Here is a 16,678-nt window from a genome sequence, read left to right as displayed (position 1 = left end):
CGGGGCTACGATGGTCGGTCGGCCGCTAGCGCTTCTTCCCCTGGTGCCGAATGTTCGTCGGGCGCCCGCGATGCTTGATCACGCGCTTCGGGCGGCGCTCGTCGCTGTCGACGCGAGCCCCCCTGCCCTCGACCATCTCGAACCGTAGCGCCCCCGATACCGGGTTCGCTTCGGCCAGCCGTAGCTGGAGCTTCTGCCCGCTGGCATAGACCGTCCCGCTCTGGTCGCCGATCAGCGTGCGGCTGGCTTCGTCGAAGCGGAAATATTCGCCACCGATATCGCGCACCGGCATCAGCCCGTCGCCGCCAATCCCCTCGACCGTCGCGAAGAAACCGAAATTGGTCACGCCGGTGATCCGCGTCTCGAGCACCTCGCCGACCTTCTCCGACAGATACGCCGCGACATAGCGGTCGATCGTGTCGCGCTCGGCCTCCATCGCGCGGCGTTCGAGCATCGAGATGCTCTCGCCGATCTTCTCCATCGCCGCGGCTTCGCCCTCGGTCAGCCCGCCCGGCCCCAGATCATACGCCGCGACCAGCGCGCGGTGGACGAGCAGATCGGCATAGCGCCGGATCGGCGAGGTGAAATGGCCGTAGCTGCCGAGCGCGAGCCCGAAATGGCCCATATTGGCGGGGCTATAATACGCCTGCGTCTGCGTGCGCAGCACTTGCTCCATGATCTGCGGGCGTTCGTCGCGGTCGATCACCTTGTCGAGGACGTGATTGAAGGTGCGCGGCTGGACGACCTGGCCAAGCGCGAACTCGATCCCGAAGGTCTTGAGATAGTCCTTCAGCGCGACGAGCTTCTCGCGGCCGGGCTGCTCGTGGACGCGGTACATCACCGGCGCCTTCTTCGCTTCAAGCGCCTTGGCGGCGGCGACGTTGGCGGCGATCATGTAATCCTCGATCAATTTGTGCGCATCGAGCCGCTCGCGCGGCGCGACCGAGAGGATGCGGCCCTTCTCGTCGAGCATGACGCGGCGTTCTGGCAGGTCGAGATCGAGCGGCGCGCGCGCGGTGCGCGCCTTGTTGAGCGCGTGCCAGCACGACCAGAGCGGGAGAAGGGCGGCGAGGATGCCTTCGCTGCCCGAATCCCCCTCCCGCTTGCGGGAGGGGTTAGGGGAGGGGCGTGCCTCAATCGAATCGTCCGTCGCGTGGACAGGCCCTCCCCCGACCCCTCCCGCAAGCGGGAGGGGAGCAGAAGGAGCAGAAGAAGCGTGATGCGCATCCACCATCGCCTGCGCATCCTCATATGCCAGGTTCGCCGCAATCCGCACCACCGCGCGCGTGAAGCGCCAGCTCTTCAGCGCCCCATCCTTGCCAATCCGCAAATGGCACGCCAGCGCCGCGCGATCGACGCCCTCCTTCAGCGAACACATCTCCGCCGACAAACTCTCCGGCAGCATCGGCACGACGCGATCGGGAAAATACACGCTGTTCCCGCGCCGCCGCGCTTCGCGATCGAGGCTCGACCCCGGCCGCACGTAGAACGACACATCGGCAATCGCGACGATCGCCTTCCACCCGCCATCATTGGCGGGATCGTCATCGGGCGCCGCCCAAACCGCATCGTCATGATCACGCGCATCGGCCGGATCGATCGCGACGATCGGCAGATGGCGCAGATCCTCGCGCTTCTCGCCGAGCGGCTGCGCGGCAACGCGCACCGCCTCGTCGAGCGTCTCCGACGAAAACACGTCGGGAATACCAAGCTTGTGGATCGCGATCAGCGAGAAGCTGCGCGGCGCGAACGGATCGCCGAGCACCTGCGTCACGCGCACCGTGATCCGCGGTGGCCGCCCCGCCATCTCGGCGAGCACCAGATCGCCGACCTGCGCCTCGCCGGCGTCGGACACCTGGAACTCGCGCCGCTCCTTCTTCTCGACGCCCTGTAGCCACAGCGCCTTGCCTTCCTGGCGCAGCACGCCGAGCACCAGCTCCTCGCCCTTGGGCAAGGTCTTCATCGGATGCGCAATCAGGCCCTGTCCGGCCTCCTCGGTCCGAGCGAGCACGCGGTCGCCGACGCCGAGCGCGCCGTTCTTCTTTTCGCGCACGCGCAGCTTCGGCGCGGGGGTGGCGGCTTCCCACCGCTCGGGCACCGCCCAGACGTTGCCGCTGTCATCGACATCGACGATCCGCAGCACCGTCACCTTGGGCACCCCGCCCATCTTGTGAAACGCGCGGCCGGGGGCGCTGTCGATCAGCCCCTCATCGGCCATGTCCTTCAACAGCGCTTTCAGCAAAATTTTGTCCTGCGCGGTCAGCCCGAAGGCGCGCGCGATCTCGCGCTTGCCCGCAGGCACGTCGCTTTCGGCGATAAAGGCGAGGATCTGGTCGCGGCTGGGCAGACCGGGGGTGCGCTTGGTTGGCTTGGGCATCGGATCAGCGATACGCCACCCAGCGCCAAACGGCAAAGGGCGCGGCGTCCGACCCGGACGCCGCGCCCTCCGCCCCCAGTCTCAGAACTTCTGCGAGAAGCCGACCTTGGCGGTGAAGCCGAGCGGGTTCGCCGTGAACGGATCGTAATTCTGGTCGAGCCGCGCGAACGGCGGCGCCTTGTCGAAGATGTTGAGCGCCGACAGCGTCAGCGTCGATCCCGTCCCGCGCAGCGACAAGCGATAGGTCGCATCGAAGGTCGCAAACGGCTTGATGTTCTTGCCGCCGGTGACCGAAGCCCCCGCGAGCGCCCCGGCATTGGGGCCGAAGATCGCAGTCCCACGCTGATCGGTATAGCCGTCGATATAATTGTACTGGACGCGCAGGCTGTGCCCGCCGACCGCTCCCTGGACATAGGCCGTACCCTTGATCTGCGGGATCGGATACGCGGTCGTCTGATAGTTGAGCAGGCCAACGCCATCGAAGGTCGGCTGGACGACGACGCCCTCGACCGTGATGTCCTTGGTCTTATACTCGATCACGTAGGTGCCGCTGCCGCCGAACTCGAGATTGGCCGCGCCGAGCCCGAAGCGATACGCCGCCTGCAGATCGAGCCCCGACGTCGTGACGTTGGCGCTGTTGATCGTCTGCGTGCGCAGCCGCTGGACGTTGCCGATGCCGCAGCCGGCCCCCGTGAAGGTGAAGCGCGCCTGCAACGCGGCAAAGGCCGCATTGCCGCAATTCGCGGTGCCGGTCGCGCCGAACAGCGCATTGACCATGCCCTGGATCGGCTCGCCCTCGATCGGGCCCTTCAGCTTGTAGCGATAATAATCGAGGCTCGCGCTGAACCCGCCGCTGTGGAGCAGGATGCCTGCGCTGTAGGTCGTCGCCTTTTCGGGCGAGAGGTTGGGGTTGCCGTTGATGTCGACCGCACGGAACGACGTCCCGATGATCTGCAGCGCGGTCAGATTGCCCGACAACTGCTGCGCCGGAGGCCCGCGGAAGGTCGTCCCCGCGCCACCGCGCAGCGCGAGCCAGTCGGTGACTTGCAGCCGGATGCGGCCTTGCGGATTGAAGGTCGAGCCGACGCGCCCGCCATAATCCTCATACCGCGCCGAAAGCTGCAGGTTGAGCCGGTCGAGCAGCGGCACTTGCAACTCGCCGAACAGCGCCTTGATGTCGTTGCTGGTCGACAAATTGGCGTTGGTACCGAGGAAGCCGAGCGCGCCGGTCTGCTGCGTGCACGTCGCCGCCGGGTTGAGCGGCGAGCCCGGGCACGGATTGACCGCGATGTTGCTGTCGTTGTTGTACAGCACCGAATAGTCGTTGCGGCGATATTGTGCCCCGACCGCGAAGCTCAAATCGCCGCCGGGTAGCCGCAGCCCTGTCTTGCCGCTGAGCACGAGATCCCCGACGAGCAGCCGCGTGGTGTAGCGCGTGTTGGTCGTGCGGAAGAAATTGTCGAACGTCGGCAGATCGTTGATCAGGCCCGCGCCGGGGGTCAGGCTGAACCCGGTAGGATTGCGCGTTCCGGCATAGTTGGGGTTCGCCGCATTGCTCACGCCGTTCGCAGCGACCGCGGTCGAGAACGGGTTGAAGAAGGTGCAGCCGTTGGTCCCGGCGAGTGCCGTGATCTGGGCCGTCGACAGGCCGGCGCGCGACTGCGGCGTGGCATAGGCGCAATTCGCCCCGCCAAAGCCCGCCAGTGCGTTCTGCAGCAAGTCGCCGAACGTGTCGGTGCCTTCGCTTTCGCGATAATATTCCGAGTAGGTGAAGCCACCGGTCAGATTGAGATCGGGCGTGACATCATAAGACAGGTCTGCGGTGAAGCGCATCTCTTCCGACACGCGCTTCGAGTATGCCGAGCCGCGGTCATCGCCATTCCGGCCGCGGAACAGCGGATTCCCGCCGAGCAAGGCCGGCCGGAACAGCACCGGGAAAGCGATCGCCGGGGCAAGCGGCACGCCGCCCGCGGTGACGCAGCCCGATGCCGCCCCATAGAGCGTGCAATAATCGCGCAGCGCCGGGGCATAGGTCGGGATGACGAACAGCCCTCCCCCGCCGCTCGCCGCGTTCACCGACGGCGGCAAGGTCGGCAGATAGGTCGGCGAGGTGGTGATCCGCGTCGAGCTGTAGCCGTACAGCGCGCTTGCCGAGAATTTGAGCGTGTCGGCCAGCTGGATCGACGTGTCGACATAGGCCTGGAGGCGATCCTCGGGCTCGACCAGATTGCCGAACTGGCCGTAATTGTTGAAGCAGCGATCGGTCGTCGATCCGGCTTGGCTGCGGAAGCCGCCAAGGCCCTCGCACCCGAGGTCGCGGACGAAATTGGCGGTCCCGCCGAACCCGAAATTGCCCGGATTGCCGCCGCCGGTATAGCCGCCTTGCGGATTGTTCGCATAGGGTTGGACCGTGAAATCGCGATCGGTCGTGCGCAATTCCGAGCGGTGCTGATAGCCGACCGAGGCGAGCACATGCAGCGGGCCACTATTGTGGCCGAAGCTCAGATTGGCGGTGTAGTCGCCCGACGATCCGCGGATGTAGCGATAATCGCCCGAGGCGAGGAAGCCCTTCTGGTCGGTGCGGGTAATGAAGTTGACGACGCCGGCGATGGCATCCGACCCATAGGTCGCCGCCGCGCCGTCCTTGAGCACTTCGACGCGGCCGATCGCCCCCGACGGGATGAGGTTGACGTCGACGATCGGGATACCGCCGCCGACCGCGACGAGGCGCTTGCCGTTGAGCAGGACGAGCGTGCGCTGCGGGCCGAGGCCGCGCAGATTGACCGAGGCGACGCCTTCATTGCCCTGGCTGCGGCTGTCGAACTGGTTGGCATCGCCGATCACGCCGCTCGAGGTCGGCAGGTTCTTGAGCAAGTCGACCGCGCTCGGCGTGCCCTGGCGCGACAGTTCCTCGCTCGAAATGACATCGACGGGGATAGCGGCGTCCTCGGGGGTGCCGCGGATCAGCGATCCGGTGACGACGATATCGGGGCCAGTCTGTTCGTCGGCAGGCGCACTCGGTCGCGGCGCTGGCGGCGCCCCCTCCTGCGCCGCTACGGGCGAAGCAAGCCCGATCGACAAGGCAAAAAAGGCACACGACGTCAAATGCCGCGAACGAGGCATAGCATCTCTCCCCTAAAGGTCAGAGCACTGATCGGCTCCGTACCCGAAGCTCGAAGTGACTCCGAAACGGCCCTAATGTCAAGCCGGATATGCGCGAAAATCGCCGCATTAGCGCATAAGTACTAACCCCTAAGGGTCCCCGCTCGGGCCGCGACGGCCAGAACCGATTCTCGAAACACCCGCGTGGGAGACGATCCGAACCAGGGTCGCACCGCGCCGCATTGCAAAAGGGCGGCGCCGCTTCCACGTCAGGAAGCCGGCCACCGCCCTTTATCGTTGCAGGTCTGATGGATGCGGACGCGACGCGGCGCGCCCGCGTTGCGGCTCAGTAGCCGTTCAACCGCGCGAAACGCTCGCGGTGGAACGCCGCATTGCCCCACATCGCTTCGAGCACGCGCGCGCGCTTGATGTAGAAGCCGGCGTCGTAATCATCGGTCATGCCGATCCCGCCGTGGAGCTGGATCATCTCGCGGCTGACCAGATGGAGCGTGTCGCTCGCCACCGCCTTGGCGAGGCTGACCGCCTGGTCGATGTCGGACCGCCCGGCATCGATCGCCTCGAGCGCACCTTCGACTGCCGAGCGCATCAGCTCGAGCTCGGTGAACATCTTCGCCATGCGGTGCTGGAGCGCCTGGAAGGTCGAGAGCTGCTGCCCGAACTGGACGCGCGTCTTGAGATAATCGTTGGTGGTGTTGAACGCCTGCTCGGCCATGCCGAGCATCTCGGCGCACAGCGCTGCGGTCGCGCGGTCGATGACCTGCGCGGTCAGCGAAGCGTCACCCAGTTTCTCGGCGGGCGCGGCATCGAACGTTACCTGCGCGTGGCTCCGCGAGTCGGCCATATGGCGCGGCGAGCGTGTCACGCCCGCGTCACCCGCGACGAGATACAGGCCATCGACCGCCGCGACGACGAACACGCCCGCGCTGTCACCCTCGGCGACGAACGCCTTGGTGCCGCTGAGCTTGCCGTCGACGACGCTCGTCGCGATCTTCGCGGGATCATGGACGGGGCCCTCGTCGATCGCGAGCGTCGCGACGACAGCGCCGCTGGCGATCTGCGGGAGCCACTGCGCCTTCAGCGCATCCGACCCGCCCATCAGGATCGCGGTCGCCGCCGCCGAGGTCGACGCGAGGGGCGACGCCGCGAGGTTGCGGCCGAGCTGTTCGAGCACCAGCCCGAGCGAGAGATAGCCGAACGCGGTGCCGCCATGCGCTTCGGGGATGACGATGCCCGGCAGGCCCATCTCGCCAAGCGTCGCCCAGGCGGCGGGATCATACCCCTCGGCCGGCGCCGCCGCGCGCATCTTGCGGAACGCGCTGACGGGCGATTGCTCGTCGGACCATTCGCGCACCATGTCGCGGAGCATCGTCTGTTCGTCGTTGAGTACGGCCATCGCGCTATCCCCTCGTCTGAATGGAAAACGGGGGAGGATGGCTTCAGCCATCCTTCACCCCGCCCCTCTCCGGCCCGCCACGCGTCACACGTGGCAGCCTATCCTTGCATTACTGGTGGTCGAGCATCCCGAGGATGCGCTTCGAAATGACGTTGTTCTGGATCTCGGTCGATCCGCCATAGATCGACACCGCCTTGCCCCACAGCCAGGTGCGCGTCTGCGTCAGCTCGTCCTCGCTGAAGCCCTCGCCTTCCCAGCCGAGCCCGGCCATCCCCATGATCTCGATCGACAGTTCGGCGCGATCCTGCGTGATGCGCGCGCCGACGTTCTTCATGATCGAGGTGGCGGCCGACGGACCCTGGTTCGACTTCGCCTCGAGCGCCGCACGGCGCAGCGTCAGCGCGAAGGCGCGGCTGTCCATCTCGTGGCGCACGATCCGCATCCGCAGATCGCTGTCGGGAACGCGGCCCTTGTCATCCTCGCCGCGATATTCCTTGGCGAGCTTCCCCATCGGCGTGCCCGCGAACAGCCGCGACGCGCTGCCGCCGCCCGACAGGCTGCTGCGCTCGTGCTGGAGCAAGCGCGTGCCGATTTCCCAGCCCTGCCCTTCGCGTCCGACGAGGTTTTCCTTGGGCACCTTCACGTTGGTGAAGAAGGTCTCGCAGAACGGCGACTGGCCCGAGATCATCGCGATCGGCCGGACTTCGACGCCGGGCGCGGTCATGTCGAGCAGCAGGAAGCTGATCCCGCCATGCTTCTGGCTCTTGTCGGTGCGGACGAGCGCGAAGCACTTGTCGGCCCATTGTCCTCCGCTCGTCCAGGTCTTCTGGCCGTTGACGATATAATGGTCGCCGGCATCCTCGGCGAAGGTCTGGACGTTGGCGAGGTCCGAGCCGGCATTGGGCTCGCTATAACCCTGGCACCAGCGCACCAGCCCCTTGGCGATCGCCGGGATATGCTCCTGCTTCTGCGCCTCGTTGCCATATTCGAGCAGCGTCGGCCCGAACATCATCACGCCCATCCCGCCGATCGGGTTCCACGCGCCCGCGCGCGCCATTTCCTCGTTGAGGACACGGATCTGCGCCTTGTCGAGCCCGCCGCCGCCATACGCCTTGGGCCAGCTCGGCACGCCCCAGCCCTTGTCGCCCATTGCGGCCTGCCATGCGGCCTGGTCGGGCGAAAGATCGGTCGGGCCCTCGAGCACCGACAGGCTGATGTCGTGCCCCTTCAGAGATGCCGGGAAATTGGCGGCGAGCCAGTCGCGCACTTCGGCGCGGAACGCGTCGAGCGGGGCTACTGGAGCGTCGAGTTCGGGCGCGGTTGCCATGAAAGCTATCCTTTCAGAAAGAATCTGAAGATCGGGTATGGCGGCGCGATACGACAGAATGAAGCCGATGGGAAGAGCGATTGATGCGATCGGCATGCGCATATCCTCTCCCGCAAGCGGGAGAGGCAACGGAGACTTGGGTCGCGCTCCTTCAGCGTGGCCCTAGTCGCAGTCGATGCGGGTCCTTCTTTTTCGCCCCCGGAAGCACGCAGGCAGAAGAAGACCCTCACCCAACCCTCTCCCGCAAGCGGGAGAGGGCTAAAGCGACGACGACCGACGCGAGAAGCGGTGTTTACCCTGCTCCAAATCGCGGTAAGCTCTCTCCAGAGGGGGCTTGTCCGATGCCGTTCGCCAACCGCGCCGTGCCGATCGTGCTCGCGGCCGTGCTGATCGACACGATCGGCTTCGGCATCGTGCTCCCGGTGCTACCGGCGCTGATCACCCGGCTCGGCCATGTCGGGATCGACGACGCCACCCGCATCGCAGGCTATATGCTCGTCGCCTTCGCGCTCGCGCAGTTCGTCGCGGGGCCGGTGCTCGGCAATTTGAGCGACCGGTTTGGCCGCCGCCCGGTGCTGATCGCCTCGATGCTCGCCTTCGGTGCCGACTATGCGCTGATGGCACTCGCCCCGACGCTGGCCTGGCTGTTCCTCGGTCGCGCGATCGCGGGGGTGGCGGGCGCGGTCTATGGCCCGGCGTCTTCGGTGATCGCCGACGTCACCCCGCCCGAAAAGCGCAGCGCGGCGTTCGGCTATGTCAGTGCGGCGTTCGGCATCGGCTTCGTGATCGGCCCCGCGCTCGGCGGGCTGATCGCCGGACTCGGGCCGCGCGCACCGTTCATCGCCGCCGCGATGCTCGCCTTCGCCAACGCCGCGGCAATGGCGTTTGCGATGCCCGAATCGCTCGCGCGCGAGCATCGCCGCCCGTTCCGCTGGCGCGACGCGCATATCGTCGGCGCGTTCAAGCCGTTGTTCGAAAATCGCAGCGCGATCCCGCTGCTGATCGTCTGCGTCCTGTGGCAGCTCGCGCACATGGTCTATCCCGCGACCTGGGCGTTCTGGGCGACGATCCGCTTCGCCTGGAGCCCCACCGCGATCGGGCTGAGCCTTGCGTATGTCGGGCTGGTGATGGCGCTGGTGCAGGGCCTGCTCGTCGCGCCGGTGATCGGGCGGATCGGCGACCGGCGCGCGCTGGTGATCGGGCTTGCGACGGGGGCGAGCGGCTTCCTCGCCTTCGCCTTCATCACCGCGGGGTGGCAAGCCTATGCGATCATGCTGCTCGCCGCGCTGTCGGGCTTTATCGGCCCGGCGATCAACGGCCTGCTGTCGCGAATGGCGGGCCCCGATCGGCAGGGCGCGTTGCAGGGCGGGCTCGCGAGTCTGGGCAGCGTCGCCGCGATCGTCAGTCCGCTGCTGATGACGCAGGCGCTCGCCGCCGGGGTCGAGCACGGCTTTCCCGGCGCCGCCTTCCTGCTCGCCGCCGCGCTTGCGGCAAGCGCGCTCGGCGTCGTCGCGTGGAAAGTGTCCAACCGTGCGCCGGCTGCGACCGCGGCAGTTGCGGACGCGTAACGGCTCTCCCATCTGGAGCGCGACACCATAGGAGCAAGCGCATGATCGACCTGCATTATTGGCCCACCCCGAACGGCCACAAGATCACGCTGTTCCTCGAGGAAGCCGGGGTCGAGTATCGCATCGTGCCGGTCAACATCGGCGCGGGCGAGCAGTTCCAGCCCGATTTCCTCAAGATCGCCCCCAACAACCGCATGCCCGCGATCGTCGACCATGATCCCGCCGGTGGCGGCGCGCCGATCGCGATCTTCGAATCGGGCGCGATCCTGCTCTACCTCGCCGACAAATACGGCAAATTCATCGGCACCGACCTGCGCAGCCGCACCGAGACGGTGCAGTGGCTGATGTGGCAGATGGGTGGCCTCGGACCCATGCTCGGCCAGAACCACCATTTCAGCGGCTACGCGCCCGAGAAGATCCCCTACGCGATCGACCGCTACGTCAACGAGACCAACCGACTGTACGGCGTGCTCGACCGGCGGCTCGCGGGGCGCGACTTCATCACCGGTGAATATTCGATCGCCGACATGGCCTGCTACCCGTGGATCGTGCCGTACGAGCGCCAGGGCCAGACGCTCGAGGACACGCCCAATCTCAAGCGCTGGTTCGACGCAATCGCCGCGCGGCCCGCGACCGTCACCGCTTATGCCAAGGGCGCCGCGATCAGCGAGAACAAGCCGATGACCGAGGAAGCGAAGAAAGTGCTGTTCGGGCAGACGGCCAAGGTGCTCGGGTAAGACGCCCCCCCCCCCGGCCTCAAGCCGGGGGGACCGCAAGCCTTACGCGCTGGCGCTCGGGCGGGCACTCGCCCGGGCATGCCAGTCGCGCAACGCGCCCAGTTCCTCGGGCACCGCGATCCCCACGAACCCCGCGAAATCGATCGTCGTCAACAGCACGATATCCGCGATCGAATAGTCATCCCCGCCGAGCCACGCGCCCCCGGTCAGCGCTGTATCGAACTCGCGCATCGCCTCGAGCACGCGCGGCCGCTGCGTCTCGCCATAATCGGGGAATTGCGGCTTGACGACGCGCGCGGTGAAGGGGTGGGTGTGCAGCCACACCTGCGTCAACGGCGACCCCATCCGCAATTCGACGCGTCGCAGCGCTTGTTCGACCGCAGCCACGCCGCGCGCGCCTTGGCCGAACAGGGCGGGCTCGGGATGAAGACATTCGAAGTAGCGACAGATCGCGATGCTCTCGGTGATCACGCTGCCGTCGTCGAGCTCCAGCGCAGGGATCTGCCCGAGCGGATTGACCTTGAGGAACGCCGCGCCCTTATGCTCCATGTCGCGGATCGACAGCGTCGTGCTCGGCACGCTCAAGCCCTTTTCGGCAAGATAGATCCGCACGCGCCGCGGATTGGGCGCTGGGTTGGCGGCGTCGTAGAACAGCATGATGGCATCCCCCCAAATCTATTTTCGAAGATCGCGTATGGCGTTTTTCCTTCAGCTAGACTAGCGAATCGAAGCCATGGACTTGCAAAAAGAGACACGATGACCGCTGCCGAGATGCTTGCCGGCGACTTCGCCGCGCTGCCCGACCTGATCCGCGCGCACGCGGCCGAGCAAGGCGACAAGGTCGCACTCGCCGAGGCCGACGGCGAGCTCGATTATGCCAGCCTCGACGCGCTGATGGACCGCATCGCCGCGGCGCTCCAGCGTGACGGCGTGGCGCAGGGTCAGGCGGTCGCGATCGTCGCCTCGGCGAGCATCGATTATGCCGCGGTGTTCCTCGGCGCGCTCCGCGCCGGCTGCCTCGCAACGCCCCTCGCGCCGTCGGGCACGCCCGAAAGCATCGTCGCGATGATCGCCGATTGCGCCGCGCCGATCACCTTCGTCGATGCCGACGCGGCGACCGCGCTCGCCGGCCAGCACATCCCCGGCAAGCTCGTCCGCCTCAAATCGCTCGGCAGCTGGCTCGCGCCCGAAGGCGCGCGCCCCGCGCCCGTCACGATCCGGCCCGAAGACGGCTTCAACATCATCTATTCGTCGGGCACCACCGGCACGCCGAAGGGCATCGTCCAGAGCCACGCGATGCGCTGGGCGCATATCAGCCGCAACGAAGCCGCGGGCTTTGCGAGTGCGGTGACGATGATCGCAACGCCGCTTTACTCGAATACCACGCTCGTCAGCTTCCTGCCGACGCTCGGCTGGGGCGGCACCGTCGTGTTGATGAAGAAGTTCGACGCACGCGGCTATCTCACGCTCGCCGAGCGTCACCGCGCGACGCACACCATGCTCGTGCCGGTGCAGTATCAGCGGCTGATGGCGCTCCCCGATTTCGACACCTTCGACCTCGCGAGCTTTCGCTTCAAGACCTGCACCTCGGCGCCCTTCTCCGCCGCGCTGAAGGCTGACATCCTCGCACGCTGGCCCGGGCTGCTCGTCGAATATTACGGGATGACCGAAGGCGGCGGCACCTGCCTGCTCGTCGCGAACGGCTTTCCCGACAAGCTCCATACCGTCGGTCGCCCGATCGAGGGCCATGACATCCGCCTGATCGACGACGACGGCAACGAAGTTCCGCAAGGCGAGATGGGCGAAGTCGTCGGCCGCTCGCCGGCGATGATGACGGGCTATCACGGCCGCAGCGATGCCACCGCCGTCGCCGAATGGTACGACGCCGAGGGCAACCGCTACATCCGCCACGGCGATGTCGGGCGCTTCGACGCCGACGGCTTCCTCACCTTGCTCGACCGCAAGAAGGACCTGATCATCTCGGGCGGCTTCAACATCTATCCGACCGATCTCGAGGCGGTGCTGCGCACCCATCCCGCGGTCGCCGATTGCAGCGTGATCGGCGTTCCGTCCGAGGCGTGGGGCGAAACGCCGGTCGGCTTCTACGTGCCGCACACCGGGGTCGATGCGAGCATCGCCGAGATCCTCGACTGGACCAACGGCCAGCTCGGCAAGACGCAGCGGCTGTCGGCGCTCCACGCGATCGACGAATTGCCGCGCAGCGCGATCGGCAAGGTGCTCAAGCGCGACTTGCGCGATCGTCTGGCGGAGACCGCAGCATGACCCCGATCCGCGAGATCCTCGCTGCTGCCACGCCGATCGAGGGCGGCTTCCGCGCGCAGATCCCGAGCGACTGGCTGCAGGGGCGCACCGCTTATGGCGGCCTGTCGAGCGCACTCGCGCTCCACGCCGCGCAGGGGATCGAGCCCGATCTGCCACCGCTGCGCTCGGCGCAAGTGTCGTTCATCGGCCCGCTGTCGGGCGACGTGCGCGTCACCGCGACCAAGCTGCGCCGCGGCCGCACCGCCGCCTTCATCCAGGCCGATATCGTCTCCGACGCCGGGCTCGGCTATCGCGCGGTGTTCGTGTTCATGGCCGAGCAGCCATCGCGCGTCGCGCTCAGTGGCGGGCTCGCCGCCACGCTGCCGCCGCCTGCCGCAGATGCGAAACTCTATACCGGCCCCGACGAATTCTTCACCGGCAACTTCAACTTCCTCGATCTCAAGGCCGAAGCGCCGGGCGAGGCCGAATGGCTGCGCTGGGCGCGGCTGCGCGATTATGCGGGGATCGACCCGATGGTCGAAGTGCTCGCGCTCGCCGACGCGCTCCCGCCCGCGGCGTTCAAGCTGTTCGGCAAGGAGTTCGTGCCGTTGAGTTCGGTGACGTGGATCGTCAATCTCCTCACGCCGACGCCCGCGACGACCGACGGCTGGTGGCTGCTCTCGGCAGAGTCGCAGCATGCGGTCAATGGCGGATCGAGCCAGACGATGATGCTGTGGAACGCCGACGGCGTGCCGATCGCGCAAGGCATGCAGAGCGTCGCGATCTTCGGATAGGGCGCGCCGCACCGCCTTCTCCTCCCCTCCCTGGAAAGGAGGGGTTGGGGGTGGGTCGGCCTAATGCTGGCGTCGACCTCGCCACGGGCCGACCCACCCCCGGCCCAGCGTTGGGTCGGTCGTGCCCCCGGCACGACCTGAACAGTGCGGGGCACTGTTCACCCAACGCTCTTCCAGGGAGGGGAGAAGCGTTGCGACAAATTGCGACACTTTGCCGCATCTTCCGGCACAGCGACGCGACAGATCGCCGCGCATAACCGGCGTCAAGGAACGGCGCCCCGCCCAGCCAGCACAGGAGTTTACCGCCATGTCCCTCACGCGCTTCTTCGTCGCGACGACGGTCGCCGCGCTCGCCACCGCCGCTGCGGTGGCACAAGGCGGCGGCGGCATGTTCCGCACCGCCGACAGCAATGGCGACGGGCTGATCTCGCGCGCCGAGGCCACCGCCGAGGCGACCACGCGCTTCACCGCGATGGATGCCAACAAGGACGGCTTCCTCACCGCCGACGAAATGCAGGGCCCGGGCGCCCGCATGATGACGCGCGGCGACACCGACGGCGACGGCAAGATCTCGCGCGCCGAGTTCCTCGCGCAGGCCGACACGCGCTTCAGCCGGATCGATGCCAACAAGGACGGCCAGATCTCGCGCGACGAGCTCACCGCCTGGATGGACCGCGCGCGCGCGATGCGCCCCGGCGGTCCCGGTGGCCGCGCCGATCCCGCCGACGCGATCGCGCCGCCACCGGCGCCCCCTTCCCCCGCGCCAGCCGCGCCGGGCAACTGATCCGGGCCTTTTCCCCTTGGCCCGGACGCCGGGCGAGCCTCCCCCTGCTCGCCCGGCATCCCATTTCAAGAGCGCCACACCATGCTAAGCAGCGAACCGATGGGAGACACGCCGCATCTGTTGCTCGTCGACGACGAACGCTCGATCCGTGAACCGCTCGCGCAATATCTGACGCGGCAGGGTTTCCGCGTGACACAAGCCGGCGACGCCGAGGGCGCGCGCGCGCGGATGACGGCCTATGCGATCGACCTCGTCATCCTCGACATCATGATGCCCGGCGAAGACGGCCTCTCGCTCACGCGCCACATCCGCGAGAGCGGCGAAGTGCCCGTCATCCTGCTCACCGCGCGGACCGAAGAGACCGACCGTATCGTCGGGCTCGAAATGGGCGCCGACGATTATGTCGTGAAGCCGTTCTCGCCGCGCGAGCTGGCGGCGCGCGTCAAGGTGATCCTGCGGCGGGCGGCGGCGGGCGGAACGCGCCAGCATGCGCCCGAAAGCGGATCGTTCGCCTTTGCCGGCTGGGTGCTCAAATCGGGCGAGCGCACCTTGGTCGACCGCGAGGGCGTGTCGGTGCCGCTCTCGACCGGCGAGTACAACCTCCTCCACGCGCTCGTCACGCGCCCGCGCCAGGTGCTGACGCGCGACCAGTTGCTCGATTTGACGCAAGGCCGCGAGGCCGCCGCGTTCGACCGCGCGATCGACAACCAGATCAGCCGGCTGCGGCGCAAGATCGAGGCCGACGCCAAGGCGCCCGAGCTGATCAAGACGGTGTGGGGCGGCGGCTACACGCTCGCCGCCGAAGTGACGCGCCTTTGAGGATCACGCGCCTGCGGGCGATACCGCGCAGCCTGTCGGGGCAGATGGCGCTGCTCATCGCGATCGCGCTGTTCGTCGCGCAGGCGATCAACTTCACGCTCGCGTTGCAGGACCGTCGCCGCGCGCGGCTCGATCAGGCGACCGGGCCCGTCGTCACGCGGATCATCGATGCCGACGAACGGATCGCCGCGGGGCGTCGCGTCGGCGGCGGTTCGGGCTGGAGCCGGATCCATCTCGCGCCGCGCTCGCCGATCCAGCCCGGCGGCGAGCATGTCGCCGAAGTCGAAACCGCGCTTCGCGCCGCGCTTGCCGAGGCCGGGGTCAAGGCGTCGCGAATCCAGACGCAAGTCCTGCCGATCCAGCGCAACGATCCGCGGCTGCGCTATGTCAGCGCACAGCGCGTCGAGCGTCTGCTGCGCGGCGGCGCCGAACTGCAAGTGGCGGTCGAGCGCCCGGGCGGACAGTGGTTCGTGCTCAACCTCCCGTGGACGCGCGACGATTCGGATATTTTCTGGCGGCTGATGGCGCAGACCGCGATCCTCTACATCGTCGTGCTGGTGCCGTTGCTGTGGGCCGGGCGGCGGATCTCGCGGCCGTTGCGCGGGCTTGCCGAGGCCGCGCGCAGCTTCCAGCCGGGTGCTACGGCCGACCCCGTCCCCGCCGCCGGGCCGCAGGACGTGCGCGACGTGATCGCGGCGTTCAACGCGCTGCGCTTGCGCGTCACCGCGATGCTCGACGAGAAGGACCGGATGCTCGGCGCGATCGGGCATGATCTGCGCACCCCGCTTGCCTCGCTGCGCGTCCGCGTCGAATCGGTCGATGACGATGCCGATCGCGCCAGGATGGCCGAGACGATCGCCGAGATGAACCGCATGCTCGACGACATCCTGTCGCTCGCGCGGCTCGGCCGCCCGAGCGAGCCGCCGACCGAGGTCGATCTCGCGGCTTTGGTCGATGCCGTCGTCGAGGATTTCCGCGAGATCGGCCACGAGGTCGTGTTCGAGGAAAGCGAGCGCATCCGCATGCGGTTGCGCCCCGGCCTGATGCGCCGCGCGCTGCGCAACCTGATCGAAAATGCGCTGAAATATGCCGGCGCGGTCGAAGTCAGCGTCACCGCGAGCGCGCAGTCGGTCGCAATCCTGGTGTGCGATCGCGGCCCCGGCATTCCCGCCGACCGCCTCGGCGACGTGTTCGAAGCGTTCACGCGGCTCGAGACGTCGCGCAACAAGGCGACCGGGGGCATCGGCCTGGGTCTCGCGCTCGCCCGGACGATCGTGCGCGATGCCGGCGGCGACATCACGCTCGCCAATCGCGACGGCGGCGGGCTGGTCGCCCGGATCACGCTCGCGCGCTGATCCGCGTCGCGGCGGCGACTTGCGCGGGCCAGCCGAGACGGGCACGGTTGATCCAACAAGCCCGCGTCTGACCTTCGCCGCGCCGCCCGTCGGGTGCCGCGACGCGCCAGGCGACAGGGTGTCAGAGTGTGGAGCGTGT

12 protein-coding genes are annotated in these 16,678 nt (G+C 67.6%); 7 read left to right on the top strand and 5 right to left on the bottom strand.

Going from position 1 to position 16,678, the window contains the following annotated elements; all coding sequences use genetic code 11:
- Positions 1-25 precede the first annotated feature (25 nt).
- From E2E30_RS02640 to E2E30_RS02625, 4 genes are all read right to left on the bottom strand, one after another.
- A complete protein-coding gene (locus tag E2E30_RS02640; RefSeq protein ID WP_133186987.1) occupies positions 26-2,377 on the bottom strand; it encodes a ribonuclease R family protein in 2,352 nt (783 codons plus the stop codon).
- 81 nt (positions 2,378-2,458) lie between these two features.
- Positions 2,459-5,500 (bottom strand): TonB-dependent receptor plug domain-containing protein, encoded by a 3,042-nt coding sequence (locus tag E2E30_RS02635; protein WP_133186985.1) that lies wholly within the window; start codon positions 5,498-5,500, stop codon positions 2,459-2,461.
- A gap of 325 nt (positions 5,501-5,825) precedes the next feature.
- Positions 5,826-6,893 (bottom strand): acyl-CoA dehydrogenase family protein, encoded by a 1,068-nt coding sequence (locus E2E30_RS02630; protein WP_133186983.1) that lies wholly within the window; start codon positions 6,891-6,893, stop codon positions 5,826-5,828.
- Between the two features lie 109 nt (positions 6,894-7,002).
- Positions 7,003-8,220, bottom strand: coding sequence for an acyl-CoA dehydrogenase family protein (locus E2E30_RS02625; RefSeq protein WP_133186981.1), 1,218 nt, complete (start codon positions 8,218-8,220; stop codon positions 7,003-7,005).
- 341 nt (positions 8,221-8,561) lie between these two features.
- Between E2E30_RS02625 and E2E30_RS02620 the strand changes: the two genes are divergently transcribed.
- Both E2E30_RS02620 and E2E30_RS02615 read left to right on the top strand, forming a co-directional pair.
- Complete coding sequence (locus tag E2E30_RS02620) at positions 8,562-9,788, top strand: MFS transporter (protein WP_206365630.1); 1,227 nt, start codon at positions 8,562-8,564, stop codon at positions 9,786-9,788.
- A 41-nt stretch (positions 9,789-9,829) separates the two neighbouring features.
- Positions 9,830-10,525 (top strand): glutathione binding-like protein, encoded by a 696-nt coding sequence (locus E2E30_RS02615; protein WP_133186979.1) that lies wholly within the window; start codon positions 9,830-9,832, stop codon positions 10,523-10,525.
- Between the two features lie 42 nt (positions 10,526-10,567).
- Here the strand turns inward: E2E30_RS02615 and E2E30_RS02610 are convergent, their stop codons facing one another.
- On the bottom strand, positions 10,568-11,182 hold the full coding sequence (locus E2E30_RS02610) for a glutathione S-transferase family protein (protein ID WP_133186977.1): 615 nt from the start codon (positions 11,180-11,182) through the stop codon (positions 10,568-10,570).
- Positions 11,183-11,281: 99 nt separating this feature from the next.
- On the opposite strand from E2E30_RS02610, the gene E2E30_RS02605 reads away from it, so the two are divergent.
- From E2E30_RS02605 to E2E30_RS02580, 5 genes are all read left to right on the top strand, one after another.
- On the top strand, positions 11,282-12,808 hold the full coding sequence (locus E2E30_RS02605) for a class I adenylate-forming enzyme family protein (RefSeq protein WP_133186975.1): 1,527 nt from the start codon (positions 11,282-11,284) through the stop codon (positions 12,806-12,808).
- Positions 12,805-13,581, top strand: coding sequence for a thioesterase family protein (locus E2E30_RS02600; protein WP_133186973.1), 777 nt, complete (start codon positions 12,805-12,807; stop codon positions 13,579-13,581). Before E2E30_RS02605 ends, E2E30_RS02600 begins: the two co-directional genes overlap by 4 nt.
- A 307-nt stretch (positions 13,582-13,888) precedes the next feature.
- Positions 13,889-14,365, top strand: coding sequence for an EF-hand domain-containing protein (locus tag E2E30_RS02590; RefSeq protein ID WP_133186969.1), 477 nt, complete (start codon positions 13,889-13,891; stop codon positions 14,363-14,365).
- 99 nt (positions 14,366-14,464) lie between these two features.
- Complete coding sequence (locus E2E30_RS02585) at positions 14,465-15,184, top strand: response regulator (RefSeq protein WP_133186967.1); 720 nt, start codon at positions 14,465-14,467, stop codon at positions 15,182-15,184.
- A 44-nt stretch (positions 15,185-15,228) separates the two neighbouring features.
- Positions 15,229-16,539: a sensor histidine kinase gene (locus E2E30_RS02580; RefSeq protein WP_206365680.1), complete on the top strand. Its 1,311-nt coding sequence runs from the start codon at positions 15,229-15,231 to the stop codon at positions 16,537-16,539.
- Positions 16,540-16,678 lie beyond the last annotated feature (139 nt).

Source organism: Sphingomonas sp. AAP5, from assembly GCF_004354345.1.
GTDB lineage: Bacteria > Pseudomonadota > Alphaproteobacteria > Sphingomonadales > Sphingomonadaceae > Sphingomonas > Sphingomonas glacialis.
The sequence above is the reverse complement of the archived record's forward strand: the minus strand, read 5'-3'. Positions and strand labels throughout refer to the sequence as shown.

What these genes read in the sequence shown, in the direction of transcription:
- E2E30_RS02640 (WP_133186987.1), bottom strand. Translation starts at nt 2,377, where the DNA reads ATGCCCAAGCCAACCAAGCGCACCCCCGGTCTGCCCAGCCGCGACCAG.
- E2E30_RS02635 (WP_133186985.1), bottom strand. Translation starts at nt 5,500, where the DNA reads ATGCCTCGTTCGCGGCATTTGACGTCGTGTGCCTTTTTTGCCTTGTCG.
- E2E30_RS02630 (WP_133186983.1), bottom strand. Translation starts at nt 6,893, where the DNA reads ATGGCCGTACTCAACGACGAACAGACGATGCTCCGCGACATGGTGCGC.
- E2E30_RS02625 (WP_133186981.1), bottom strand. Translation starts at nt 8,220, where the DNA reads ATGGCAACCGCGCCCGAACTCGACGCTCCAGTAGCCCCGCTCGACGCG.
- E2E30_RS02620 (WP_206365630.1), top strand. Translation starts at nt 8,562, where the DNA reads ATGCCGTTCGCCAACCGCGCCGTGCCGATCGTGCTCGCGGCCGTGCTG.
- E2E30_RS02615 (WP_133186979.1), top strand. Translation starts at nt 9,830, where the DNA reads ATGATCGACCTGCATTATTGGCCCACCCCGAACGGCCACAAGATCACG.
- E2E30_RS02610 (WP_133186977.1), bottom strand. Translation starts at nt 11,182, where the DNA reads ATGCTGTTCTACGACGCCGCCAACCCAGCGCCCAATCCGCGGCGCGTG.
- E2E30_RS02605 (WP_133186975.1), top strand. Translation starts at nt 11,282, where the DNA reads ATGACCGCTGCCGAGATGCTTGCCGGCGACTTCGCCGCGCTGCCCGAC.
- E2E30_RS02600 (WP_133186973.1), top strand. Translation starts at nt 12,805, where the DNA reads ATGACCCCGATCCGCGAGATCCTCGCTGCTGCCACGCCGATCGAGGGC.
- E2E30_RS02590 (WP_133186969.1), top strand. Translation starts at nt 13,889, where the DNA reads ATGTCCCTCACGCGCTTCTTCGTCGCGACGACGGTCGCCGCGCTCGCC.
- E2E30_RS02585 (WP_133186967.1), top strand. Translation starts at nt 14,465, where the DNA reads ATGGGAGACACGCCGCATCTGTTGCTCGTCGACGACGAACGCTCGATC.
- E2E30_RS02580 (WP_206365680.1), top strand. Translation starts at nt 15,229, where the DNA reads ATGGCGCTGCTCATCGCGATCGCGCTGTTCGTCGCGCAGGCGATCAAC.